The sequence below is a fragment of the Micromonospora vulcania genome (assembly GCF_042658605.1).
Classification (GTDB): Bacteria; Actinomycetota; Actinomycetes; order Mycobacteriales; family Micromonosporaceae; genus Micromonospora; species Micromonospora vulcania.
In genome coordinates this window covers 14161-35491 of sequence record NZ_JBHSQS010000012.1, presented here as the reverse complement: position 1 = coordinate 35491, position 21331 = coordinate 14161, and the positions used below count along the sequence as shown (strand labels likewise).

At 70.8% G+C, this 21331-nt stretch carries 17 protein-coding genes and 1 pseudogene; 10 read left to right on the top strand and 8 right to left on the bottom strand.

The features are described 5' to 3' along the window. Positions 1-282 precede the first annotated feature (282 nt). The 3 genes from ACFQGL_RS20675 (at position 283) to ACFQGL_RS20665 (ending at position 4972) form a co-directional block, all read left to right on the top strand. Positions 283-1827, top strand: a complete 1545-nt coding sequence (locus ACFQGL_RS20675; protein ID WP_377513835.1) for a PLL family lectin — start codon at positions 283-285, stop codon at positions 1825-1827. Between the two features lie 140 nt (positions 1828-1967). After that, positions 1968-3671 carry a DUF8189 domain-containing protein gene (locus tag ACFQGL_RS20670; protein ID WP_377513834.1) on the top strand — a complete coding sequence of 568 codons (1704 nt, stop codon included), beginning with the start codon at positions 1968-1970 and terminating at the stop codon, positions 3669-3671. A gap of 104 nt (positions 3672-3775) precedes the next feature. Continuing rightward, positions 3776-4972 carry a low temperature requirement protein A gene (locus ACFQGL_RS20665; RefSeq protein WP_377513833.1) on the top strand — a complete coding sequence of 399 codons (1197 nt, stop codon included), beginning with the start codon at positions 3776-3778 and terminating at the stop codon, positions 4970-4972. Between the two features lie 27 nt (positions 4973-4999). Here ACFQGL_RS20665 and ACFQGL_RS20660 read toward each other — a convergent pair whose 3' ends face one another. The 3 genes from ACFQGL_RS20660 to ACFQGL_RS20650 are packed head-to-tail and all read right to left on the bottom strand — an operon-like array spanning position 5000 to position 7468. Further along, positions 5000-5830, bottom strand: coding sequence for a siderophore-interacting protein (locus ACFQGL_RS20660; protein WP_377513832.1), 831 nt, complete (start codon positions 5828-5830; stop codon positions 5000-5002). Between the two features lie 14 nt (positions 5831-5844). After that, the gene (locus ACFQGL_RS20655; protein WP_377513830.1) at positions 5845-7113 is read right to left on the bottom strand and encodes a deoxyguanosinetriphosphate triphosphohydrolase; all 1269 of its coding nucleotides are present in this window, start codon (positions 7111-7113) and stop codon (positions 5845-5847) included. A gap of 1 nt (position 7114) precedes the next feature. Then, positions 7115-7468, bottom strand: coding sequence for a VOC family protein (locus tag ACFQGL_RS20650; RefSeq protein WP_377513829.1), 354 nt, complete (start codon positions 7466-7468; stop codon positions 7115-7117). A gap of 266 nt (positions 7469-7734) precedes the next feature. Here ACFQGL_RS20650 and ACFQGL_RS20645 point away from each other — a divergent pair, with 266 nt between their 5' ends. Further along, positions 7735-8235 (top strand): roadblock/LC7 domain-containing protein, encoded by a 501-nt coding sequence (locus ACFQGL_RS20645; RefSeq protein ID WP_377513828.1) that lies wholly within the window; start codon positions 7735-7737, stop codon positions 8233-8235. A gap of 49 nt (positions 8236-8284) precedes the next feature. Here ACFQGL_RS20645 and ppdK read toward each other — a convergent pair whose 3' ends face one another. Further along, entirely contained in the window at positions 8285-11020 is a 2736-nt protein-coding gene (gene ppdK / locus ACFQGL_RS20640; protein ID WP_377513827.1) for a pyruvate, phosphate dikinase, read from the bottom strand. Between the two features lie 290 nt (positions 11021-11310). Here ppdK and ACFQGL_RS20635 point away from each other — a divergent pair. Further along, positions 11311-13012, top strand: a pseudogene (locus ACFQGL_RS20635) (beta-N-acetylhexosaminidase); the annotation flags it as partial. Positions 13013-13794: 782 nt separating this feature from the next. Next, on the top strand, positions 13795-14451 hold the full coding sequence (locus ACFQGL_RS20630; protein WP_377513826.1) for a C39 family peptidase: 657 nt from the start codon (positions 13795-13797) through the stop codon (positions 14449-14451). Positions 14452-14557: 106 nt separating this feature from the next. Here the strand turns inward: ACFQGL_RS20630 and dusB are convergent, their stop codons facing one another. Beyond that, positions 14558-15730, bottom strand: a complete 1173-nt coding sequence (gene dusB / locus ACFQGL_RS20625) for a tRNA dihydrouridine synthase DusB (RefSeq protein ID WP_377513825.1) — start codon at positions 15728-15730, stop codon at positions 14558-14560. A gap of 179 nt (positions 15731-15909) precedes the next feature. On the opposite strand from dusB, the gene ACFQGL_RS20620 reads away from it, so the two are divergent. After that, entirely contained in the window at positions 15910-16890 is a 981-nt protein-coding gene (locus tag ACFQGL_RS20620; protein ID WP_377513824.1) for a type IV toxin-antitoxin system AbiEi family antitoxin domain-containing protein, read from the top strand. A gap of 58 nt (positions 16891-16948) precedes the next feature. Here the strand turns inward: ACFQGL_RS20620 and ACFQGL_RS20615 are convergent, their stop codons facing one another. From ACFQGL_RS20615 to ACFQGL_RS20605, 3 genes are all read right to left on the bottom strand, one after another. Beyond that, positions 16949-18328, bottom strand: a complete 1380-nt coding sequence (locus ACFQGL_RS20615) for a glycine--tRNA ligase (protein ID WP_377513823.1) — start codon at positions 18326-18328, stop codon at positions 16949-16951. Between the two features lie 114 nt (positions 18329-18442). Then, on the bottom strand, positions 18443-18922 hold the full coding sequence (locus ACFQGL_RS20610) for a hypothetical protein (protein ID WP_377513822.1): 480 nt from the start codon (positions 18920-18922) through the stop codon (positions 18443-18445). A 24-nt stretch (positions 18923-18946) separates the two neighbouring features. Further along, entirely contained in the window at positions 18947-19288 is a 342-nt protein-coding gene (locus ACFQGL_RS20605) for an antibiotic biosynthesis monooxygenase family protein (protein ID WP_377513821.1), read from the bottom strand. A gap of 27 nt (positions 19289-19315) precedes the next feature. Here ACFQGL_RS20605 and ACFQGL_RS20600 point away from each other — a divergent pair, with 27 nt between their 5' ends. From ACFQGL_RS20600 to ACFQGL_RS20590, 3 genes are read left to right on the top strand one after another with little or no spacing between them, the layout of a single operon-like run. Next, on the top strand, positions 19316-19573 hold the full coding sequence (locus tag ACFQGL_RS20600) for a hypothetical protein (protein WP_377513820.1): 258 nt from the start codon (positions 19316-19318) through the stop codon (positions 19571-19573). Between the two features lie 54 nt (positions 19574-19627). Next, positions 19628-20572 (top strand): metal ABC transporter substrate-binding protein, encoded by a 945-nt coding sequence (locus ACFQGL_RS20595; protein WP_377513819.1) that lies wholly within the window; start codon positions 19628-19630, stop codon positions 20570-20572. After that, on the top strand, positions 20569-21330 hold the full coding sequence (locus ACFQGL_RS20590) for a metal ABC transporter ATP-binding protein (protein ID WP_377513818.1): 762 nt from the start codon (positions 20569-20571) through the stop codon (positions 21328-21330). The genes ACFQGL_RS20595 and ACFQGL_RS20590 overlap by 4 nt, the downstream gene beginning before the upstream one ends. The last annotated feature ends 1 nt before the right edge of the window (position 21331 follow it).

The following is a 21331-nucleotide window of genomic DNA, read 5'->3' as shown; positions in this document are numbered from 1 at the left end:
ACACCGCTCAGCGAGGCGCCACGGCTCTTGTGTCCTTGTCCGAAGGGATGGTTGCCGACCCACAACCGCAGAGCAGGACCAACAGGGACCGGTCACTGAGGACAGGTCCCGCGATGAAGCCTGCGCCGCGGATCTTAACCGGCCGCGTCAGCTCCAGCCAAGGGTCTTGATGCAATCCGGGTCGGCACTATGACTCTCCCGCTCATCCACCTCGAAGGGAAAATTGTGCAGTCACGATTCCGCCGTGCTCGCCGAGCGGGCAGCATCATCGGCGCCCTAGCCATGATCGCCACCGGACTTGTCGGCCTGTCACCGGCCCCCGCCCAGGCCTCCACGATCAACGGCCCCATCAGCCGCAACGAGATCCTGCTCCGGGCCCAGGACTGGGTCGACCGGGGCATCACGTACACCCAGGAACAGAACGTCGCGGCGTCCGACGAGGAGGGTTCCCACACGTACCGCCGGGACTGCTCCGGACTGGTCTCCATGGCCTGGCACCTGAACAAGAAGTCGACCGGTTGGGACTACAACACCGAGGACTTCCAGGGGTCCAACCCGATGTGGTTCACGCTGGGCAGCAGGGACGACTGGCAGCCCGGCGACGCGATGGTGCGCGAAGGCCACATGGAACTGTTCGCCTTCTGGGCCGACCGGAACGACCACAGCAAGGGCGCCTACGTCTATTCGTTCAACGAGCGAGGTGAGACGGTCCAGAACCCCTACAAGAGGAGCAATTTCGACAACCTGGGCTTCAACAACGCGGGCGACCTGTCGAGCTTCCAGCCGATCCGGCGCACCGGTCTGATCGCCCCCCCGTCGACTCCGGCGAAGCCGCTGGCCACGAAGCTGTCGGTCGGGTTGAACGCGGACGGGCGGATGCAGGCGTTCCAGACCCGCGGTTCCGGCGCGGTGCACAGCACCTGGCAGTCCGCCCCGAACAGCGTCTTCGGCGACTGGGCCAGCCTCGGCGGCACCGACCTGAAATCCCCGACGGCGGTGACGAAGGCGGACGGCCGGATCGAACTGTTCGCCATCGGCGGTGACGGCAAGCTCTACCACAAGTGGCAGAGCACGGTGAATGGCCCGTTCGGCGCCTGGACCAGCCTCGGCGGCAGCGCGCTCAGCAGCGACCTCAACGTCACCAGCAACGCCGATGGACGTCTCCAGATCTTCGTCATCGGCGGCAACGGCTCCCTTTACAGCATCTGGCAGACCACCACCAGCGGCCCCTGGTCGGCCTGGGCCAACCTCGGCGGCACCGACCTGCGCTCACTGACGGCCGTGAAGAAGCCGGACGGCCGGATCGAACTGTTCGCCGTCGGCGGTAACGGCAAGCTCTACGACAAGTGGCAGAGCACGGCCAACGGTCCCTTCTCGGACTGGGCCAGCCTCGGCGGCAACGACCTCACCACCGACCTCAACGTCGCCACCAACGCCGACGGACGTCTCCAGATCTTCGTCATCGGCGGCAACGGCGCCCTCTACAGCATCTGGCAGACCACCACCAGCGGGCCCTGGTCGGACTGGAGCAGCCTCGACGGCACCGGTCTGCGCGCCGTCAAGGCCGTCACCAAGTCCGACGGCCGGATGGAACTGTTCGCCATCGGCGGCGACTCGAAGCTCTACCACAAGTGGCAGACCACCCCGAACGGGGTGTTCTCCAACTGGGCCGGCCTCGGCGGCAACGACCTGACCACCGACCTCGCCGTCTCCGCCAACGCCGACGGACGCCTGCAGGCCTTCGTCATCGGCGGCAACGGCGCCCTCTACAGCACCTGGCAGACCACCACCAGCGGCCCTTGGTCCGCCTGGACCAACCTCGGCTGACCCGGCACCGCCGCGGGGGTCACCGGCCGCGCCGGTGACCCCCGCTCCCCCGCCGACAACTCTCCCGCAGATTCCCGGCCCGTCCCCGGCGGAGCCGCGTCCTCCTACGCCCCGGTAGCCCTCGGAAAGGAACTTCTCCCATGCGTGTCCCCTCCGCACCGCACCTGCCCCACCAGATCTCCCGACGCAGCGTGCTGGCTGGTCTGGCCGCCGTCGCCGCGGGCGGCGTCACCGGCCTGGCCTTCGGGTCCCCGGCGGCCGCGACCGTCGTACGCAAGGGCGTCGACTACTCGTGGGGTCGCCCGAGCATCAGCGCCCTCCAGGCCGGCGGTTACACCTTCGCCTGTCGATACCTGAGCGACAGCACCACTGGCAAGAACCTCACCCCGGGCGAGGCGGACGCCCTCATCGCCGCCGGTATCGACATCGTCTCCAATTGGGAGTACACCGCCGGCGAGGCGCTGCAGGGGTACGCGAAGGGGGTGGAGAACGCCACCAAGGCGCAGAGCCAGGCGCTGGCCTGCGGCATGCCGGCGGGAAAGCCGATCTACTTCAGCGTGGACTTCGACGCCTCGGCGTCCCAGCAGACCGTCATCAACGCGTACTTCGACGGGGTGGCCTCGGTGCTGGGCCGGGCCCGGGTCGGCGCCTACGGCGGCTACTACGTGATCAAGCGGCTCTTCGACGCCGGCAAGATTCGGTGGGGCTGGCAGACGTACGCGTGGTCGTCCGGCCAGTGGGACTCCCGCGCACAGCTCCGACAGGTCAAGAACGGCGTGACCATCGGCGGGGCCGACTGTGACCTTGACGAGGCATGGGCCATCGACTTCGGCCAGTGGGGCTCCCGGCCATCCGCCCGGTCGTTGGCGGTGGCGTTGAATGCCGACGGGCGGTTGCAGGCATTCCAGACCCGCGGTTCCGGCGCGGTGTACAGCACCTGGCAGTCCGCCCCCAATGGCGTCTTCGGCGACTGGGCCAACCTCGGCGGCACCCACCTGCAAGCCCCCACGGCGGTGTCCAAGCCGGACGGCCGGATCGAGTTGCTCGCCATCGGCGGAGACTCGAAGCTCTACGACAAGTGGCAGGGCACCCCGAACGGACCGTTCTCCGACTGGGCCGGCCTCGGCGGCACCGATCTCACCACCGACCTCACCACGGCCACCAACGCCGACGGACGGCTGCAAGCCTTCGTCATCGGCGGCAACGGCGCCCTCTACAGCATCTGGCAGACCACCACCAGCGGCCCCTGGTCCACCTGGGCCAACCTCGGCGGCACCGACCTACGCTCGCTCAGCGCCGTGAAGAAAAAAGACGGCCGGATCGAGCTGTTCGCGATCGGCGGCGACTCGAAGCTCTACCACAAGTGGCAGAGCACGGTTAACGGTCCCTTCGCGGACTGGACCAGCCTCGGCGGCAACGACCTCACCACCGATCTGACCATCGCCACCAACGCCGACGGCCGCCTGCAAGCCTTCGTCATCGGCGGCAACGGCGCCCTCTACAGCATCTGGCAGACCACCACCAGCGGCCCCTGGTCGGCCTGGACCAACCTCGACGGCACCGACCTGCACGCCATCAAGGCGGTCACCAAGACCGACGGCCGGATCGAGCTGTTCGCCATCGGCGGCGACGGCAAGCTCTACCACAAGTGGCAGACCACCCCGAACGGGGTGTTCGCCGACTGGACCAGCCTCGGCGGCAACGGCCTCAGCACCGACCTGGCCGTCGCCGCCAACGCCGACGGACGCCTCCAGGTCTTCGTCGTCGGCGGCAACGGCAGCCTCTACAGCATGTGGCAGACCACCACGAGCGGTCCCTGGTCCAGCTGGGCCAACCTCGGCTGAAGCCGGCACCGTTGCGGGGGTCACCGGCGCGGCCGGCGACCCCGCAACCGACCGGCTCGCCGGTTCCGGCCCGCAGGCCCGGCCCGCGCGGGGACCATGACCAGATGCGCAGGGTACGGCCCGACGGCGCCCGCCGGCCCGGATGGCTGGCGGGCCGACTCGGCCTGCGCGGGGCCGAACCCTCGGCGGACGAGGCCGGACACCGGCACGCCACCTGGCTGGAACTCTTCCTCGACCTCATCTTCGTGTACGCGCTGGCGGCGGTGGTGGCCCGGCTGGGCAACGGTCCGACCCCGTCACCGACCGCCGTGCTGGCCGTGCTCGGGCTCTTCGTGGTGATCCAGTGGGCCTGGATGGGTCAGGTCTACTACGACACCCGCTTCGATCCGGACGACGCGCCGCACCGGATGCTGGTGCTGGTGGCGCTGGTCGGGGCCGGTGCGATGACGCTCGGCGTCGACGAGGTGCCGGAGAGCGTGCTCCTGCCGGTCGGGTACCTGATCGTGCGGGGCGTGCTGCTCCTGCTGTACCTGCGGGCACGGCCCACCAGCCCGATGGCCTGTACGGTCACCACGATCTATCTGACCGGCTTCGGAGCGGGCTGGCTGATCTGGCTGGTGTCACTGACCGCGCCGATCTCGACGCGCCCGGCGCTGTGGACCGGCGCGATGGTCATCGAGCTGGCCACACCCTGGGTCGGCAAGCGCTGGCTCAACCGCTTCCCCGTCGACAATCAGCACCTGCCAGAACGGATCGGGCAGTTCACCATCATCGTCCTGGGCAGCGCGCTGGCCAGCCTGCTCTTCGCGGTGCCCGATCATCCTCGGCCGAACATGATCGTCACGGCGGGGCTGGCCTTCCTGGTGCCGGCGGCCGTCTGGTGGGTCTACGTCACATTCGTCACCACCCGTCTCTCGCAGCGGCGGCTACGTGGCGGGCAGACGTACGGCTACCTGCACATTCCGCTCGGCGGTTCGCTGCTGCTGCTCGGCTGGGCGCTCGGACAGGTGGTGCGGCTGGCCGACCACGACGCGGCCCACCTGCCACTGGAGCTGCGGCTCCTGCTGGCCGCCTCGGTCGTGGCCTGGATGCTCTGCGGACTGTCCCTGCACTGGGTGTGGAACCGGCCGAGCGTCGGCCGGTTCGGGGTCACCTTCTACGGGGTGGGCTCGGCCGTGCTGATCACCGCGACCGTGCACGAGCCCAGGTTGATGCTGTCCCTGCTCTCGGTGGCGATCGTCGGGTACGCCGTGCTGCTCACCCGACGACTGATCAGTGCGAGCCAGGCGTTGGACGACTGAGCGGGGCGTTGGACGGCTGAGCGGGGCTCACGCGGCGGCCGGCTCATCGGCGGCCACCTGCCGGTTCCAGTCGGCCTTGGTGGAGCGCCAGCCCTCGTCGTCCATGCCACGGCGCCAGTAGCCGGAGATGGACAGCCGGTCGGCGGGCACGCCGCGGTCGACGCGCAGCAGTCGGCGCAACTCCCGCACGAACGTCGCCTCACCGTGCACGAAGGCATGCACCACACCCGGCGGGAACTCCAACTCCCGCACCGCCGCCACCAGCGCGTCGCCCACCGGGCGGTCGCCCCGGTGCAGCCAGGTGAGCTGCACCGCGCCCGCGCTGACCAGCTGCTGCTCGTCCGCCGGGTCGGCGATCTCCACGAACACGTGGGCCGGGGCGCCCAGCGGCAGCCGTTCCAGGGCTGCGCCGATCGCCGGCAGCGCGCTCTCGTCGCCGACCAGCAGGTGCCAGTCCGCATCCGGGCTCGGCGCGTACGCACCGCCGGGGCCGACGAAGTGCACCGGGTCACCCGGACGCAGCGCGGCCGCCCACGGCCCGGCCAGCCCCTCGTCACCGTGGTGCACCACGTCCACCGTCAGCTCCCCGACCAACGGATCCCACCGACGCACGGTGTACGCGCGCAGCCGGGGCCACTGCTCCCGGGGCATGTCCCGGCGGATCGCGGCGAGGTCCAGCGGCTGCGGATAGTCGACGCCGGCGTACGGGAAGACCAGCTTGATGTAGTGGTCCGTGAACTCACCCACCGGAAGCCCGACCAGCTCATCCCCACCGAGGACGAGCCGGATCAGATGCGGGGTGGGCCGCTCGGTGCGCAGCACCCGGACCGAGGTGACGTTCCTGGGGCGTTCCGTCATGCACTTAGGCTAACCTAAGTGACCACGGTGCCCACCGGCGGTGCGCTGTCGGCCACCAGACGCGTGTGCCAGGTCACCGCCGCCGGGTCGGTGAGCGAGGCGACCTGGTCGATCACCACCCGCAACCGCGCGGCGTCGTCCGGCGCGGCACGCCACAGCGGCGCGAAGACCGGGTCGAGCCCGTCCGGCGCCCGCCGGACCAGGGCGGCCACCAACTCGGCCAGCATCGTCCGCTGCCGCTCGTAGCGGCCCCGGAAACCCGAGCGACGCATCACGTAGCGCAGGGCGATGCCCTTGAGCAGCGCGCACTGGGCCCGGACCAGCCCCGGCACCACCAGATCGGCGGCGTAGCGGCGGTGCGGGCCCGGACCGGCCCGCTCCTCCGTGGCGGCCACCGCCGCCGAGACGAACCGGCCGGTCAGGCCACTGGTCGTGGCCTTCAGCGCGACCTGGGCCCGATGGCTGCCGTCGTAACCGACAAGCGGAGCGAGCAGCGGATCGGCAAGCAACTCGACAAGCACCTCCGCCAGGTCGGCAGCGGACTCCCCGGAGTAGCTCTCCGCCACGTCGGCGCAGAGCGCGGCCCGCTCGTCGGCGTCGGCGAGCAGCGGGCGCAGCGTGACGTACCCGCCGTGGATGCCGTCCTCGACGTCGTGCACCGAGTACGCGACGTCGTCGGCCCAGTCCATCACCTGCGCCTCCAGGCAGCGGCGGTCCCCGGGCGCACCGGCCCGGATCCAGCCGAAGACGGCCACGTCGTCGGCGTACACCCCGAACTTGCGCTGCCCGGGGCGGCGCGGCCAGGGGTACTTGCCGATCGCGTCGAGCGAGGCCCGGGTCAGGTTCAGCCCGGCGGAGGTGCCGTCCGGGGCGAGCACCTTCGCCTCCAGTCGGGTCAGCACCCGCAGCGTCTGCGCGTTGCCCTCGAAGCCGCCGCAGGGTGACGCGAGCAGGTCCAGTGCCGCCTCGCCGTTGTGCCCGAACGGCGGGTGCCCGAGGTCGTGGGCGAGCCCGGCGACGTCCACCACGTCCGGGTCGCAGCCCAGCCGGGCACCCATCTCCCGGGCGATCTGGGCCACTTCCAGCGAGTGCGTCAGCCGCGTACGCAGGAAGTCGTCGGTGCCGGCGGTGTGCACCTGGGTCTTGGTGGCCAGCCGGCGGAACGCCGCCGAGTGCAGCACCCGGGCGCGGTCGCGCTCGTAGGGTGACCGGCGGTGGCCGGTGTCCTTTGGCGACTCCTCGACGAGCCGGGCGTCCGCCGCGGCGGACGGTGGAGCGGTCAACTCACTCCTCACGCTCACGAAGAACACAGAACTCGTTGCCCTCCGGGTCGGCCAGCACCGTCCACTCGACATCGCCCTGGCCGATGTCGACGTGCCGGGCGCCCATGTCGACCAACCGCTCGACCTCGGCCTCCTGGTTGGTCGGGCGCAGATCGAGGTGCAGCCGGTTCTTCCGCTCCTTGACGTCGGTCACCGGCACGAAGACCAGGCCGGGCAGCCGGTCCGCGGACTGGCGGATCTCCACCTCGTCCGAGGTCTCGGTGACGACCTGGTAGCCGAGCGCCTCGGCCCACCAACGGGCCAGTCGGGCCGGATCGCGGGCATCGACGGTCAGGTTCTCCCAGACGCTGGTCATGCAGTCACCCTTCCCCCTCGACGGCGTGCGCAATCGGCGGTGTACGAGCGAGCCAAGGTTACGCCCGCCGGGCCCACTCGACCCGCCGACGACGCCTCGTCCGTAGGTCCACAACAGCCGATCGGTCTGGAGTTGTCGACCGATTGCCGAGGGTTACGGGCTCGCGAGCGGAGATGGCCAGCGGTAGCGTTCCCAGCGCGGAACGTGACCAGCCGACCCAACGCAGAGCCCGACCGAACGCAGAGCCCGACCGGTAGGAGACGCTCGTGGACGCAGACACGGTGGTGGGAACGGAACTACGTTGGCTCCGCCGGCGCCGCCCGGAGGTCGCCGGGACCGTCCTGGCCGGCACCGACGGGCTGCTCATCTCCAGCGATCTACCCAGCACCGACGCCACCCACCTGGCCGCGCTCGCGGCGGCCAGCTTCGGGCTCGGCAACCGGGTGGCCGACACCGTCCGCCGGGGCGAGTTCCGGGAGTCGGTGGTACGCACCACCGCCGGTTGCGTGGTGACCTACCCGGCCGGGCGCACCGCCCTGCTGACCCTGGTCACCGTCGCGATGCCCGAGGAACTGGAGTCGCTGCACGAGGAGGCCCGGGCGGTGGCCCGCCGGGCCGGCTCGATGCTGGACATCCGCGGCGGCGGGATCGGCGCCACCGCCCTACCGGACGCGAACGCGCCGCTGGCCGTGCGTACCCCGATGGCCACTCTGCCGGCGCAACTGCACCGCTCGACCCGACCCACCTGGCGTCGCCCGCCGATCTGAGCCGTCGCCGACGGCGGGCCCGGGAGCCGGGCCCGCCGTCGGCGTGCGGTCAGCGGCTGTCCGACCCGCCGGTCTCCACCACCGCGCGCCCGGCCTCCAGACGGGCCACCGGCACCCGGAACGGTGAGCAGGAGACGTAGTCCAGGCCGACCTCGTGGAAGAAGTGCACCGAGTCGGGGTCGCCGCCGTGCTCACCGCAGACACCGAGCTTCAGCCCGGGTCGGGCGGCCCGGCCCTCCTCGGCGGCGATCCGCACCAGCCGGCCGACGCCGTCGCGGTCGATCGACTCGAACGGTGAGATGCCGAAGATGCCCAGCTCCAGGTAGCGCCAGAAGAACGCGCCCTCGACGTCGTCGCGGGAGAAGCCCCAGCCCATCTGGGTCAGGTCGTTGGTGCCGAACGAGAAGAACTGCGCCGCCTCGGCGATCTGCCCGGCGGTGAGCGCGGCCCGGGGCACCTCGATCATGGTGCCGATCAGCACTTCGACCGCCTTCTCCCGGGTCACCTCCTCGATGATCTTCTCGGCCTCGGCGCGTACCGTCTCCAGTTCCTGCACCGCGCCGACCAGCGGGACCATGATCTCCGGCTTGGGATCGCCGCCGCGTTGGGCGCACTCGACCGCGGCCTCGACGATGGCCCGGACCTGCATCGCGAACAGGCCGGGGATGACCAGGCCGAGACGGACGCCGCGCAGGCCGAGCATCGGGTTCTCCTCGTGCATCCGCCGGACGGCGGCGAGCAGCGCCTCCTCCTTGGCCACGTCCTCGCCGCGCTCCTGCGCGACCGCGACGTTGACGGCGAGCTGCTCCAACGGCGGCAGGAACTCGTGCAGCGGCGGGTCGATGAGCCGGACGGTGACCGGCAGCCCGTCCATCTCGCGGAAGATCTCCACGAAGTCGGCCCGCTGCAACGGCAGCAGCGCCTCCAGGGCCGCCTCCCGCTCGTCCGCGGCGCGCGCCAGGATCAGCCGCTCGACCAGCTCGCGCCGATCGCCGAGGAACATGTGCTCGGTGCGGCACAACCCGATGCCCTCGGCGCCGAAGCGCCGGGCACGGGCCGCGTCCGCGCCGGTGTCGGCGTTCGTGCGGACCGCGAGCCGCCGCTTCCCGTCGGCGTGCGTCATGATCCGGTGTACGGCCCGGACCAGCGCGTTGTCGATGTGCTCGGGGTCGAGGCTGCCCTCGAAGTACTGCACCACCTCGGACGGCATGACCGGCACCTCGCCCAGGTAGACCCTGCCGGTGGTGCCGTCGATGGAGACGACGTCGCCCTCGCCGACGGTCTGCCCGGCCACGGTGAACCGCTTGGCCGGCACGTTCACCTCGATCTCGTCCGCGCCGGAGACACAGGTCTTGCCCATCCCCCGGGCCACCACGGCCGCGTGGCTGGTCTTGCCACCGCGCGAGGTGAGGATGCCCTTGGCGGCGATCATGCCGTTCAGGTCGTCCGGGTTGGTCTCCCGACGGACCAGGATCACCGACTCGCCCTCGGCCGCCAGCTCGACGGCCCGGGCGGAGGTGAAGACCACCGTGCCGGACGCCGCGCCGGGCGAGGCGCCGATGCCCTTGGCGACCGGCTGGAACTCGTGGTCGAGCTGGAAGCGGGGGAACATCAGCTGGGCCAACTGCGCGCCGTTGACCCGGTGCAGCGCCTCGTCCAGGTCGATCAGACCCTCGTCGACGAGTTGTCCGGCGATGACGAACGCGGCGGCGGCGGTGCGCTTGCCGACCCGGGTCTGCAGCATCCACAGCTTGCCGCGCTCGATGGTGAACTCGATGTCGCAGAGGTCCTTGTAGTGCCCCTCCAACCGGGCCATGATCCCGATCAGCTCGTCGTAGGACGCCTTGTCGAGCTGCTCCAACTCCTGCAACGGCACGGTGTTGCGGATGCCGGCGACCACGTCCTCGCCCTGGGCGTTGGCCAGGTAGTCGCCGTAGATCCCCTGCGCGCCGCTGGCCGGGTCGCGGGTGAACGCGACGCCGGTGCCGGAGTCCGGACCGAGGTTGCCGAAGACCATGGCCACCACGTTGACCGCGGTGCCCAGGTCGGCCGGGATGCGCTCCTGTCGGCGGTAGAGCACCGCGCGCTCGGCGTTCCACGACTCGAAGACCGCGCGGATGGCCAGATCCAACTGCTCGCGCGGCTGCTGCGGGAACTCCCGACCGGTGTGCTTCAAGAAGATCTTCTTGTACGCGTCGACCAGCCCGCGCAGATCGTCCGCGTCCAGGTCCAGATCGTCACGGGTGCCCTTGGCGCGCTTGGCGTCGTCGAGCGCGTGCTCGAACTCGTCGCCGGGCACGTCGCAGACGGTCTTGCCGAACATCTGGATGAGGCGCCGGTACGAGTCCCAGGCGAACCGGTCCGCGCCGCCGGAGGCGGCCCGGTCGGCCGAGCCGCCGGCCTGGGCGGAGAGCCCCTCGACGCTCTGGTCGTTGAGGCCGACGTTCAGGACGGTCTCCATCATGCCGGGCATGGAGAACTTGGCCCCGGATCGGACGGAGACCAGCAGCGGGTCCTGCGGGTCGCCGAGGCGCTTGCCCATCGCCCGTTCCAGCGACTCCAGGTGCGCCTCGATCTGACCGGCGAGCCCGTCCGGTTCCGCACCGGTGGCCAGGTACGCCTTGCAGGCCTCGGTGGTGATGGTGAAGCCGGGCGGAACGGGCAGACCGAGATTCGTCATCTCGGCCAGGTTCGCCCCCTTGCCTCCGAGCAGGTCCTTGAGGTCCTTGTTGCCCTCGGAGAAGTCGTAGACGTACTTGTCTTCCACCGTCTCTTGCGCTGCCACCTGGAGCCTCCCACGCGCCGGTCCGACACTTAACGAAGGTTCAGTTGCCCTCATACCCCGAGGTGGCCCGCCGGTAATCCGGTCATCGCCGCCGATCGGTGGGCGAAGGTTAAGCGAACATCGGGTGGCCTGGGACCGTTCGGTGACAATAGGCACAGCCATCACGACTATCCGCGTTCGTACCGGTTTTTGGGAACGCTTCCACGCGCAGGATCACGCATCTCGGCCGGCCGTCGTACCCTTGACGCCACCCCTGTCGGTGAACCTCACTTTTGCCATAACCGACGCGAATAACCCCCGGAGCCGCCGCCGTGTCCACCCCTTCCGCCACCTCCCCGAGCGCGGCCGGCCCCAGCGGCCCGGTGCCGCTGTCGGCCCAGGAACCGGACGCCGCCACGCTGACCCAGGCGGCCGACCGAGCGGCGGCCGACCTGCTGGCCCCGCCAGCGCCGATCCGGCTGGCCGACGTCGTGCCCGCCCCGCAGCAGGTCGAGCCGGACCCGGCCGAGGACTGGCTGCTGCCGGCCGAGGCGGTCATCGTGGCCAGCACCGATTCCGCCGCGCTGGCGGTCGCCGAGCAGCTCGCCGAGTTGCTGCGACCCGCCACCGGCTACCCGCTGCCGGTCACCAACGCCACCGAACCGGCCCCGGCCGGTGGCATCGCGCTGGCGCTGGCCGACGACAACGACCTGGGCACCGAGGGCTACCGGCTCCGCGTGACCCGGGCCGGGGTCACCATCACCGCGGGCACCGCCACCGGCCTCTTTTACGGCGTGCAGACCCTGCGCCAACTGCTGCCAGCGGCGATCGAGAGCCCGGTCCCGGTCACCGCACGCTGGGTGCTGCCCGGCGGCTCGATCGTCGATCAACCCCGGTTCCCGTACCGGGGCGCGATGCTCGACGTGGCGCGGCACTTCTTCGCCGTCGAGGACGTGTTGCGCGTCGTCGACCACCTCGCCCGCTACAAGCTCAACCACCTGCACCTGCACCTCACCGACGACCAGGGCTGGCGGATCGCCATCGACTCCTGGCCGAGGCTCGCCACCGTCGGCGGAGCGACCGAGGTCGGCGGCGGCCCCGGCGGGCACTACACCAAGGCCGACTACCGGCGGATCGTCTCCTACGCCGCCGCCCGGCACGTCACCGTCGTCCCGGAGATCGACCTGCCCGGGCACACCAACACCGCGCTGGTCGCCTACCCGGAGCTGGCACCGGACAAGATCGCACCGCCGCCGTACACCGGCACCGAGGTCGGCTTCAGCTACGTCGACCCGGCCGACGAGCGGACGTACGACTTCATCGCCGACGTGCTGGGCGAGTTGGCCGACCTCACCCCCGGGCCGTGGCTGCACATCGGCGGCGATGAGGCGTTCAAGGTCAAGGGCGAGGTGTACACCGGTTTCGTCGAGCGGACGCAGCAGATCGTCGCCGGCACCGGCAAGACCGTGGTCGGCTGGCACCAGCTCGCGCCGGCCGGGCACGTCGACGGGCGGGTCCTGCAGTGGTGGGGCACCACCGCCGAGGACCCGACCACGCGCGAGGCGGTTCAGCGGGGCGCCCGCCTGATCCTCTCTCCCGGCAACCACGCCTACCTGGACATGAAGTACGCCCCGGACACCCCGATCGGGCACGACTGGGCCGGCCTCATCGACGTCCGGCGGTCGTACGACTGGGATCCGGGGACACACGTGCCGGGCGTACCCGAAGCCGCCGTGATCGGCGTGGAGGCACCGCTCTGGACCGAATCGGTCACCTCGCTGGCCGAGATCGAGTTCATGCTGCTGCCCCGCCTGCCCGCCATCGCCGAGCTGGGCTGGTCACCCCGCGCGACGCACGACTGGGACGACTTCCGTACCCGGCTGGCCGGCCACGGGCCGCGCTGGGCAACCGCCGACATCGCCTTCCACCGTGCACCGGAGATCCCCTGGCCGGCGACACCGACCATCCCCACCCAGCTCGACAGGACCCAGGCCGACACCGAGGCATCCTGACACCGCCCGCCTCTTCCCGTTGGGCCGCAGGAACTCCGGTATCGCCGGCACCACCACACACAGCCGACCCCCACACAGCCCAAGGTCCACGCCCGCCACACCGGCCAAGATCTGCGCTCACACCGCCCACCATCCGCCCCCGCCCACACCAGCCAAGATCTGCCCCGTCACCCCCCCAGATCTGCGCAACTACAGGGAAAGTGCTGCCTGCGGTGGGCGGGAGGCAGCACTTTCGGTGATGTTGCGCGGATCTCGCGACCGGGCAACGGCGAGCGGCGAGCGGCCCACGGGCACGCGGCGAGCGGCCCACGGGCACGCGGCGTGAGCGGGCGGGCATGGTGTCGGGTTTGTGGTTGATCGTCCCGTGGGCGGGGCCACCCCGATCGCGGAATCGTGGGCCGGCCCGGGTCGTTGTACAGGGGGTAACCACGACAACCGGCGGCCCCCCGCCCCGGCCCCCGGCCCAGCGGAATGATCCGCCGCCCGGCACGGTTACACACCCCGCAGGCCCGAGCACCACCCGAGCCTGACCCCCGGGGAGTACGGCGGAATGACCCGCCGCCCCGCGACGGTTACACACCCCGCAGGCCCGAGCAGCACCACCGGACCTGACCCCCGGGAGTTCGGCGGAATGACCCGCCGCCCCGAACCGTTACACCCCCCGGACGCCCCGAGCAGGTCCCTGGATCGCCGGGCAGATCCCCCTCGAACTTCCCCCTCCGCGTGACACACCACCCCCCTGGTGTGTCGTGCGTACCCCCTGAGGCAGAGGAGCACGCCATCATGCGTACCGATCTGATCCGTAAGACCGCCCTGACCGCTGCCGGCCTCGCCTTCACCGGCGGCGCCATCGCCGGGCCGATCACCGCCGCGTACGCCGCGTCGGACGCCAAGCCCACCACGCAGACCCAGAGCGACCGCAAGAGCCACGGCGAGCGTCAACTCGGCGTGCGCTACGAGGCCCAGCCGAACTTCTACTACTGCGGCCCCGCCGCCACCCGCAACGCCCTGTCCGTGCAGGGCAAGGACATCAGCGTCGACTCCATGGCCAAGGAAATGGGCACCACCGAGGCCGGCACCAACTCCATCAACGACATCACCCCGGTCCTGAACAAGGAAACCGGCAACAACGCCTACCACAGCGTCGAGATCAGCAACCCCAACGCCGACACCAAGCAGACCGACACCCTGCGCGCCGACGTCGTACGCACCGTCGACGACGGCCGGGCCGTGGTCGCCAACATCGCCGGCACCACCACCGACACCGACGGCACCACGCACTCCTTCGAGGGCGGGCACTACATCAGCGTCGTGGGCTACCGCGACGGCGGGAACATCGTCAAGATCGCCGACTCCGCCGACCCGAACATGGCCTCCTACGAGGTCACCGTCGAGCACCTCGCCGACTGGATCGCCACCCGCGGCTACGCCACCAGCTGACCCACCACACACCACCACGAAGGGCCGGACCCCACCACGGGGCCCGGCCCTTCGCCACGTCCCGATCAGGTATCGGCGCTCAGGACGGTCATCTGCCGTCGCAGGCTCAGCCGCCGGAGTCGTCCATCTCCGCGCCCTCGGGGACGGTGTCGTCGTCGCGGCTGGCCAGCCAGCCCTCCGGCAGGGCGACCTTGCCCGGCGAGTTGGTCCGGCCGCGCGGCTGGCCCAGGGTGGCCACCGGGAACGGCTCGGCCGGGTCGAGCTTGCCGAGCAGGTCGTCGAGCTGGGCCAGGCTTTCGATCATCGCCAGCGACCGGCGCAGCTCGCCGCCGACCGGGAAACCCTTCAGGTACCAGGCGACGTGCTTGCGGAAGTCGGTGCAGCCGTCCCGCTCACCCCGGGTCGAGTTGCGCGCGCCCGCGACGAACTGGTCGACCAGCAGCTCGGCGTGCCGGCGCATGGTCACCGCCACCTCACCGAGGCTGGGCAACCGCCGCTCCGGCCGACCGTTGAACGCGGCCTCCAGGTCGGCGAAGAGCCACGGCCGGCCCAGGCAGCCCCGGCCGACCACCACGCCGTCCACCCCGGTGTGCGCCACCATCCGCAGCGCGTCGTCCGCCTCCCAGATGTCGCCGTTGCCGAGCACCGGCACGTCGAGAGCCTGCTTGAGAGTGGCGATCGCGTCCCAGTCGGCGGTACCCGAGTAGCGCTGCGCAGCCGTCCGCCCGTGCAGGGCCACCGCGGCGACGCCGGCCTCCTGGGCGGCGAGCCCCGCCTCGACGTACGTCAGGTGGTCGTCGTCGATGCCCTTGCGCATCTTGACGGTGACCGGCACTCCGGCCGGTGACGCGGCGTCCACCGCGGCCCGCACCAGCCGGGCGAAGAGCCGGCGCCGCCAGGGCAAGGCCGCGCCGCCACCACGGCGGGTCACCTTGGGCACCGGGCAGCCGAAGTTGAGGTCGATGTGGTCGGCGAGGTCGCGCTCGACCACGATCCGCACGGCGGCAGCGGTGATCTCCGGGTCGGTGCCGTAGAGCTGGAGGCTACGCGGCTGCTCGTCGGCGCCGAACGCGATCATGCGCAGCGTCTTGGGGTTCCGCTCGACCAGGGCGCGGGTGGTGATCATCTCGCAGACGTAGATGCCGCCGCCCTGCTCCCGGCAGAGCCGGCGGAACCCGACGTTGGTGATCCCGGCCATCGGTGCGAGCACCACCGGTGGCCACACCTGGTACTGCCCAAGCGTCAACGGGCGCAGCGCAGGCAGAGTCGATGCAGTCACCGGACAAGTGTAAGGAAGGGCCCCCGCTTAACGCCTCGTGCATAGGAAGGGTCCCCTGCTAACACGACGCATATCACAGCGGCGGCGCGTCGAACGGGTTTTCCACAGCAGGCCGGCTGTCCACACCGAGGAGGGTCGGGGCAGGACGGCGCCCGGCTCCGGCGCCCATGCTGCGACCCATGCGCGAACACCCACCAGAGCTGGCCGAACTGGCCGAACGGCAACAGCAGATCGTCACCCGCGCACAACTGCTGACCGCGGGCTACGACGACATGTACCTGTACCGTCAGGCCCGGCGCGGTCTGTGGCAGCGCATCCTCCCTGCGACGTACGCCCTGGTCACCGGGGTGCTGACCGAAGAGCAGACACGGATCTCCGCCGCGCTCTATGCCGGACCGCAGGCACAGCTCACCGGCCTGGCCGCGCTCACCTGGTACGGCTTCCGGCAGATTCCGCGCAGCACCGACGTACACCTGGTCATGCCGCACCACGCGCGGCGCCGATCGGTGGGGTATGTCCATATTCGGCGAGCGTTGACGCTCGACGCTCGACCCCGGTCGGCCGCGCTCTACTCGGTGTGCTCGCCGGCCCGGGCTGTGGTGGACGCGGCTCGTGACCTGCGGCAGCTACGCCAGGTGCGGGCCATCATCGCCGAATCCGTGCAGCGCGGATTCACCGACCTCGCCGCGTTGGATGAGGAGATCCGCCGAGCGCGGCGTAGTCGCACGGCCCTGGTCAGGCTGGCGTACGCGGAGGTCCTGGCCGGGACACGTTCCGCACCGGAGGCCGAGCTGCGGGAGTGCCTCGCGGGCAGCCGGGTGCTGCCGGAGATCCGGTGGAATCCACGCCTACGCACTGCGGATGACGCGGTGCTGCCGACACCGGACGGGTACTTGATCGACTCGGCGGTGGCGCTGGAGGTCGACTCGCAGGAGTACCACTTCAGCCCGAGCGACTGGGCACGGACGTTGGAGCGGCACAACGAGCTCAGTCGCCAGGGGATTCTGGTCCTGCACTTCACGCCGGCGCAGCTCCGACGACATCCCGGTCGGATCCGGCAGACCGTCGAGGATGCGTACGAGTCCCGGCGCGGGATCGGCGACACCCTCCGGGTCCAGGTCGATCCACCCGGCTCGTTCCCGTCGGCGGCGGGCGGGTGATGTTAAGAAGGGGCCCCTTCTCTACCGGAGGCGTTAAGAAGGGGCCCTTCCTTGCACCTCAGCAGCCGGGGAGGCGCTCGATCAGGTAGCGCTCGACCTGGTCCAGGGAGACCCGCTCCTGGACCATCGTGTCCCGGTTCCGGACGGTGACGGCGTTGTCGTCCAGGGTGTCGAAGTCGACCGTCACGCAGAACGGCGTGCCGATCTCGTCCTGCCGGCGGTAGCGGCGGCCGATGGCCTGCGAGTCGTCGAACTCCACCACCCAGCGCTTGCGCAGCAGCGTGGCGAGGTCCTTGGCCTTCGGCGACAGCGCCTCGTTGCGGGACAGCGGCAGCACCGCGACCTTGACCGGGGCCAGCCGCGGGTCGAACCGCATCACGGTGCGCTTGTCCACGCCGCCCTTGGTGTTCGGCGCCTCGTCCTCGTCGTACGCCTCCAGCAGGAAGGCGAGGACCGCGCGGGTCAGACCGGCGGCCGGCTCGATGACGTACGGCATCCAGCGCTCACTCTTGGTCTGGTCGAAGTACGACAGGTCGACGCCGGAGTGCTTGCTGTGCGTGGAGAGGTCGAAGTCGGTGCGGTTGGCGACACCCTCCAGCTCGGCGAACTCGGTGCCGCCGAACTGGAAGCGGTACTCGATGTCCACCGTCCGCTTGGAGTAGTGCGAGAGCTTCTCTGCGGGGTGCTCGAAGAGGCGCAGGTTGTCCGCCGACAGGCCGAGGTCGATGTACCAGTTCCAGCGCTCCTGGAGCCAGTACTCGTGCCACTGCTCGTCGGAGCCCGGCTCGACGAAGAACTCCATCTCCATTTGCTCGAACTCGCGGGTCCGGAAGATGAAGTTGCCCGGGGTGATCTCGTTGCGGAACGACTTGCCGGTCTGCGCGATGCCGAACGGCGGCTTCTTGCGGGCGACCGTCTCGACGTTCTTGTAGTTGACGAAGATGCCCTGCGCGGTCTCGGGACGCAGGTAGTGCAGCCCCTCGTCGCTCTCCACCGGGCCCAGGAAGGTCTTCATCAGGCCGTTGAACATCTTCGGCTCGGTGAAGGTGCCCTTGTTGCCGCAGTTGGGGCAGTTCAGCTCGGCGAGCGAGACCGGCGGCTTGCCGTGCTTGGCCTCGTACGCCTCCTCCAGGTGGTCCGCCCGGAACCGCTTGTGGCAGAACTGGCACTCGGTGAGCGGGTCGACGAACTCGGAGATGTGGCCGGACGCCTCCCAGACCTTGCGGGACAGGATCACCGCGGAGTCGAGGCCGACCACGTCGTCGCGCTGCTGGACCATGGTCTTCCACCACTGCCGGCGGACGTTCTCCTTCAGCTCCACGCCGAGCGGACCGTAGTCCCACGCCGACCGGGTGCCTCCGTAGATCTCGCTGGAGGGGAAGACGAAGCCTCGGCGCTTGGCGAGGCTGACGACGGCATCGATACGGTCGGCTGGCATGTTTCCTCCTACGCCGGCTGGCGGTCGGCGGGGGCGAGATGTGGATGGAACGGTCGGTTCGGGACTACGGTACGACCACCGTCGCCCCGAGCCCAGCAGAATACCGGGGCGAAGTCAGCTGATCCCGCAGACCTCCATGCCCCCGGTCTGACCGTCCTGGCCCAGGCTGACCTGCTGTTGCTCCCGTTCGCCGCCGTCGAGCGTCACGTCGACCGGCACGGTCAGGTTGGTGGTGTCCACCTCACCCACCCGGAACGTGGCGACCTGCGGCTCGGCGGCGGCCCGTCGCTCGAACTCCGGGCGCGACTCGCGCCGCTGCGCGTCGTCGCAGAGCTGGTCGTAGGCCCGGCCGTAGTTTCGGTCGACCAACGCCTGGTAGTAGTCACCGGTCACCGTGCGGCCCTGTTCCCGGACCGCCTGCACGCCGCTGACGGCCAGGCCGACCACGGCCGCGCCGCCCCCGCCGCAGCAGAGCACCACGGCGAGCGCGCCGACGCCGAGGCCGATCCAGAGCCGGGTCCGGCGGCCCTCGGTGGGCGGCGCGGCGAACGGCGGAGCCACACCGGGACCGGGCGGCGGGGCGGGTGCGGTCATAGGAGCAGGGTAGTGCCCGATGACCTAGCGGTAAGGACCCGCAGCCCGATCACTCTCGGCGACCACCACGGCCCCGCCCGGCGCGGCGCTGGCCAGCGACTCGTACGCGGACGGCTCGTCGAGCGCCTCGGCGAGCAACGGCACGGAGCTGACCTTGACCTCGAAGGCGCCCAGCGCCCGCCGGTACGTACCGACCGACTCCCACTCGGTGATCAGCGACCAGTGGCGGGGGTCGTCCAGCGCCCGGAGCAGTTGACCGCGCAGGTAGCCGGGGCGGGCGGCCAGCGCGGTGAGGGCGGTGTGCGCCCGTTCGGTGAAGTCGTCGGCGACATCGACGTCGACCACGAACCGGTTGGTCACCAGCACCGGGTTCCTCCTCGTAGAGTCTGTGGGATGCAGCGTACGCAGCGGCCTCTGCTGGCCCGGTTGGCCGGGGCGAACCCGACGTCGGTGTTCCTGCTCACCCTGGTGGTGGTGCTGGTGGCGTTCTTCACGCCCGGAGTGCTCGGCGGGCTGCTGACACTGGCACTGGCGGCGGCCCTGATCGCCCTGTTGGCGACCACCTGGCCGGTTCAGGCACCGCAGACCCGGGTGATCCGACTGTTGATGCTCACCCTGCTGGTGACGGTGGGCCTCGCCAAGCTGCTCTGACATGCAATCATGCGTTTTTGACAATCATTATCGTTACCGAGGACAGTTGGCGGCATGACCAACCGCACCACGGCACGTGTCCTGGCCGCCGCGACCGCCCTCCTCGCCCTGGGTGCCGGGGCCGGCTGCTCCACCGACGGCGCGTCCGGTGCCGACCCCCAACGGGTCGACGTGGTCGCCGCGTTCTACCCGCTCCAGTTCCTCGCCGAGCGGGTCGGGGGCGACGCGGTGCGGGTGACCAACCTCGCCAAGCCCGGCGCCGAGCCGCACGACCTGGAACTCAATCCGAGCCAGGTCGGTCAGGTCAGCGACGCGGAGCTGATCGTCTACCTGAAGGGCTTCCAGCCGGCGGTGGACGACGCCGTCGAGCAGGGCGGTGGCGACCGGGCGTTCGACGTGACCAGCGTGCAGCCACTGCTGGACGCGACCGCGGGCGGGCACAACCACGAGGGCGAGGAGCCCGACGCACCGGAGCACGGCAGCAAGGACCCGCACGTCTGGCTCGACCCGACCCGGCTGAGCACCATCGGCGACCAGCTCGCCCAGCGGCTCGGCAAGGCCGACCCGGATCACGCGGCCGACTACACCAATCGGGCGGCGGCGCTGCGCGCCGACCTGACGACCCTGGACACCGAGTTCAAGAACGGCCTGGCGACCTGCGAGCGGCGGGAGATCGTGACGAGCCACACCGCGTTCGGCTACCTGGCCGACCGGTACGGGCTCGATCAGGTCGGCGTCACCGGGTTGAGCCCGGACGTCGAGCCCTCACCGCAACGGCTCGCGCAGGTGATCGAGGAGGCCAGGGCGCACAAGACCACCACGATCTTCTTCGAGACGCTGGTCAGCCCGAAGGTCGCCGAGACCATCGCCGGAGAGGTCGGCGCGAGAACCGCGGTGCTCGACCCGATCGAAGGGCTCGCCGCCGGCACCGGCGCGGACTACCTTTCGGTGATGCGTACCAACCTGCAGACCCTGCGGACGGCGTTGAGCTGCTCGTGAGCGCGCCTGTGATCTCCGTCGAGCACGGGGTGGTCGGCTACGACGGCCGCGCCGTGCTCCGGGACGTCTCGCTCACCGTGACCGCCGGGGAGGTGGTCGCGGTGCTCGGCGCCAACGGCTCCGGCAAGTCCACGCTGATCCGCGCCGTGCTCGGGCTGGTCCCGCTCAGCGCCGGTTCGATCACCCTCTTCGACCGGCCGTTGCGGCGGTTCCGGCAGTGGGAACGCATCGGGTACGTCCCGCAGCGCCTGGGCGCCGGCGGTGGCGTACCGGCCACCGTCCGCGAGGTGGTGGCCTCCGGCCGGCTGGCCCGCCGGGGCGTGCTCCGCCCGCCGGGCGCGGCCGACCGGGCCGCCGTCGACGACGCACTGCGCGCGGTCGGGCTCGCCGACCGGGCCTCCGATCCGGTGGCCACCCTTTCCGGCGGCCAGCAGCAGCGCACGCTGATCGCCCGCGCGCTGGCCGGGCAGCCGGAACTGCTGGTCCTCGACGAGCCCACCGCCGGGGTGGACGCGGCCAGCCAGGAGGCGTTCGCCGGAGCGCTGCGCGACTTCGTCGCCGACGGCGGGACGGTGCTGCTGGTGGCCCACGAGCTGGGCCCGCTCCGACCGGTGATCAGCCGGGCTGTCGTCGTACACCAGGGTGGTATCTGTCACGACGGCCCGGTGCCGGACCCGGCCGGCCATCACGCGGAGCCCGACCACGACCACGTGCACCCGCACGGTCCCGATGCGCCCGCCGGGCTGTGGAGCAACTGAC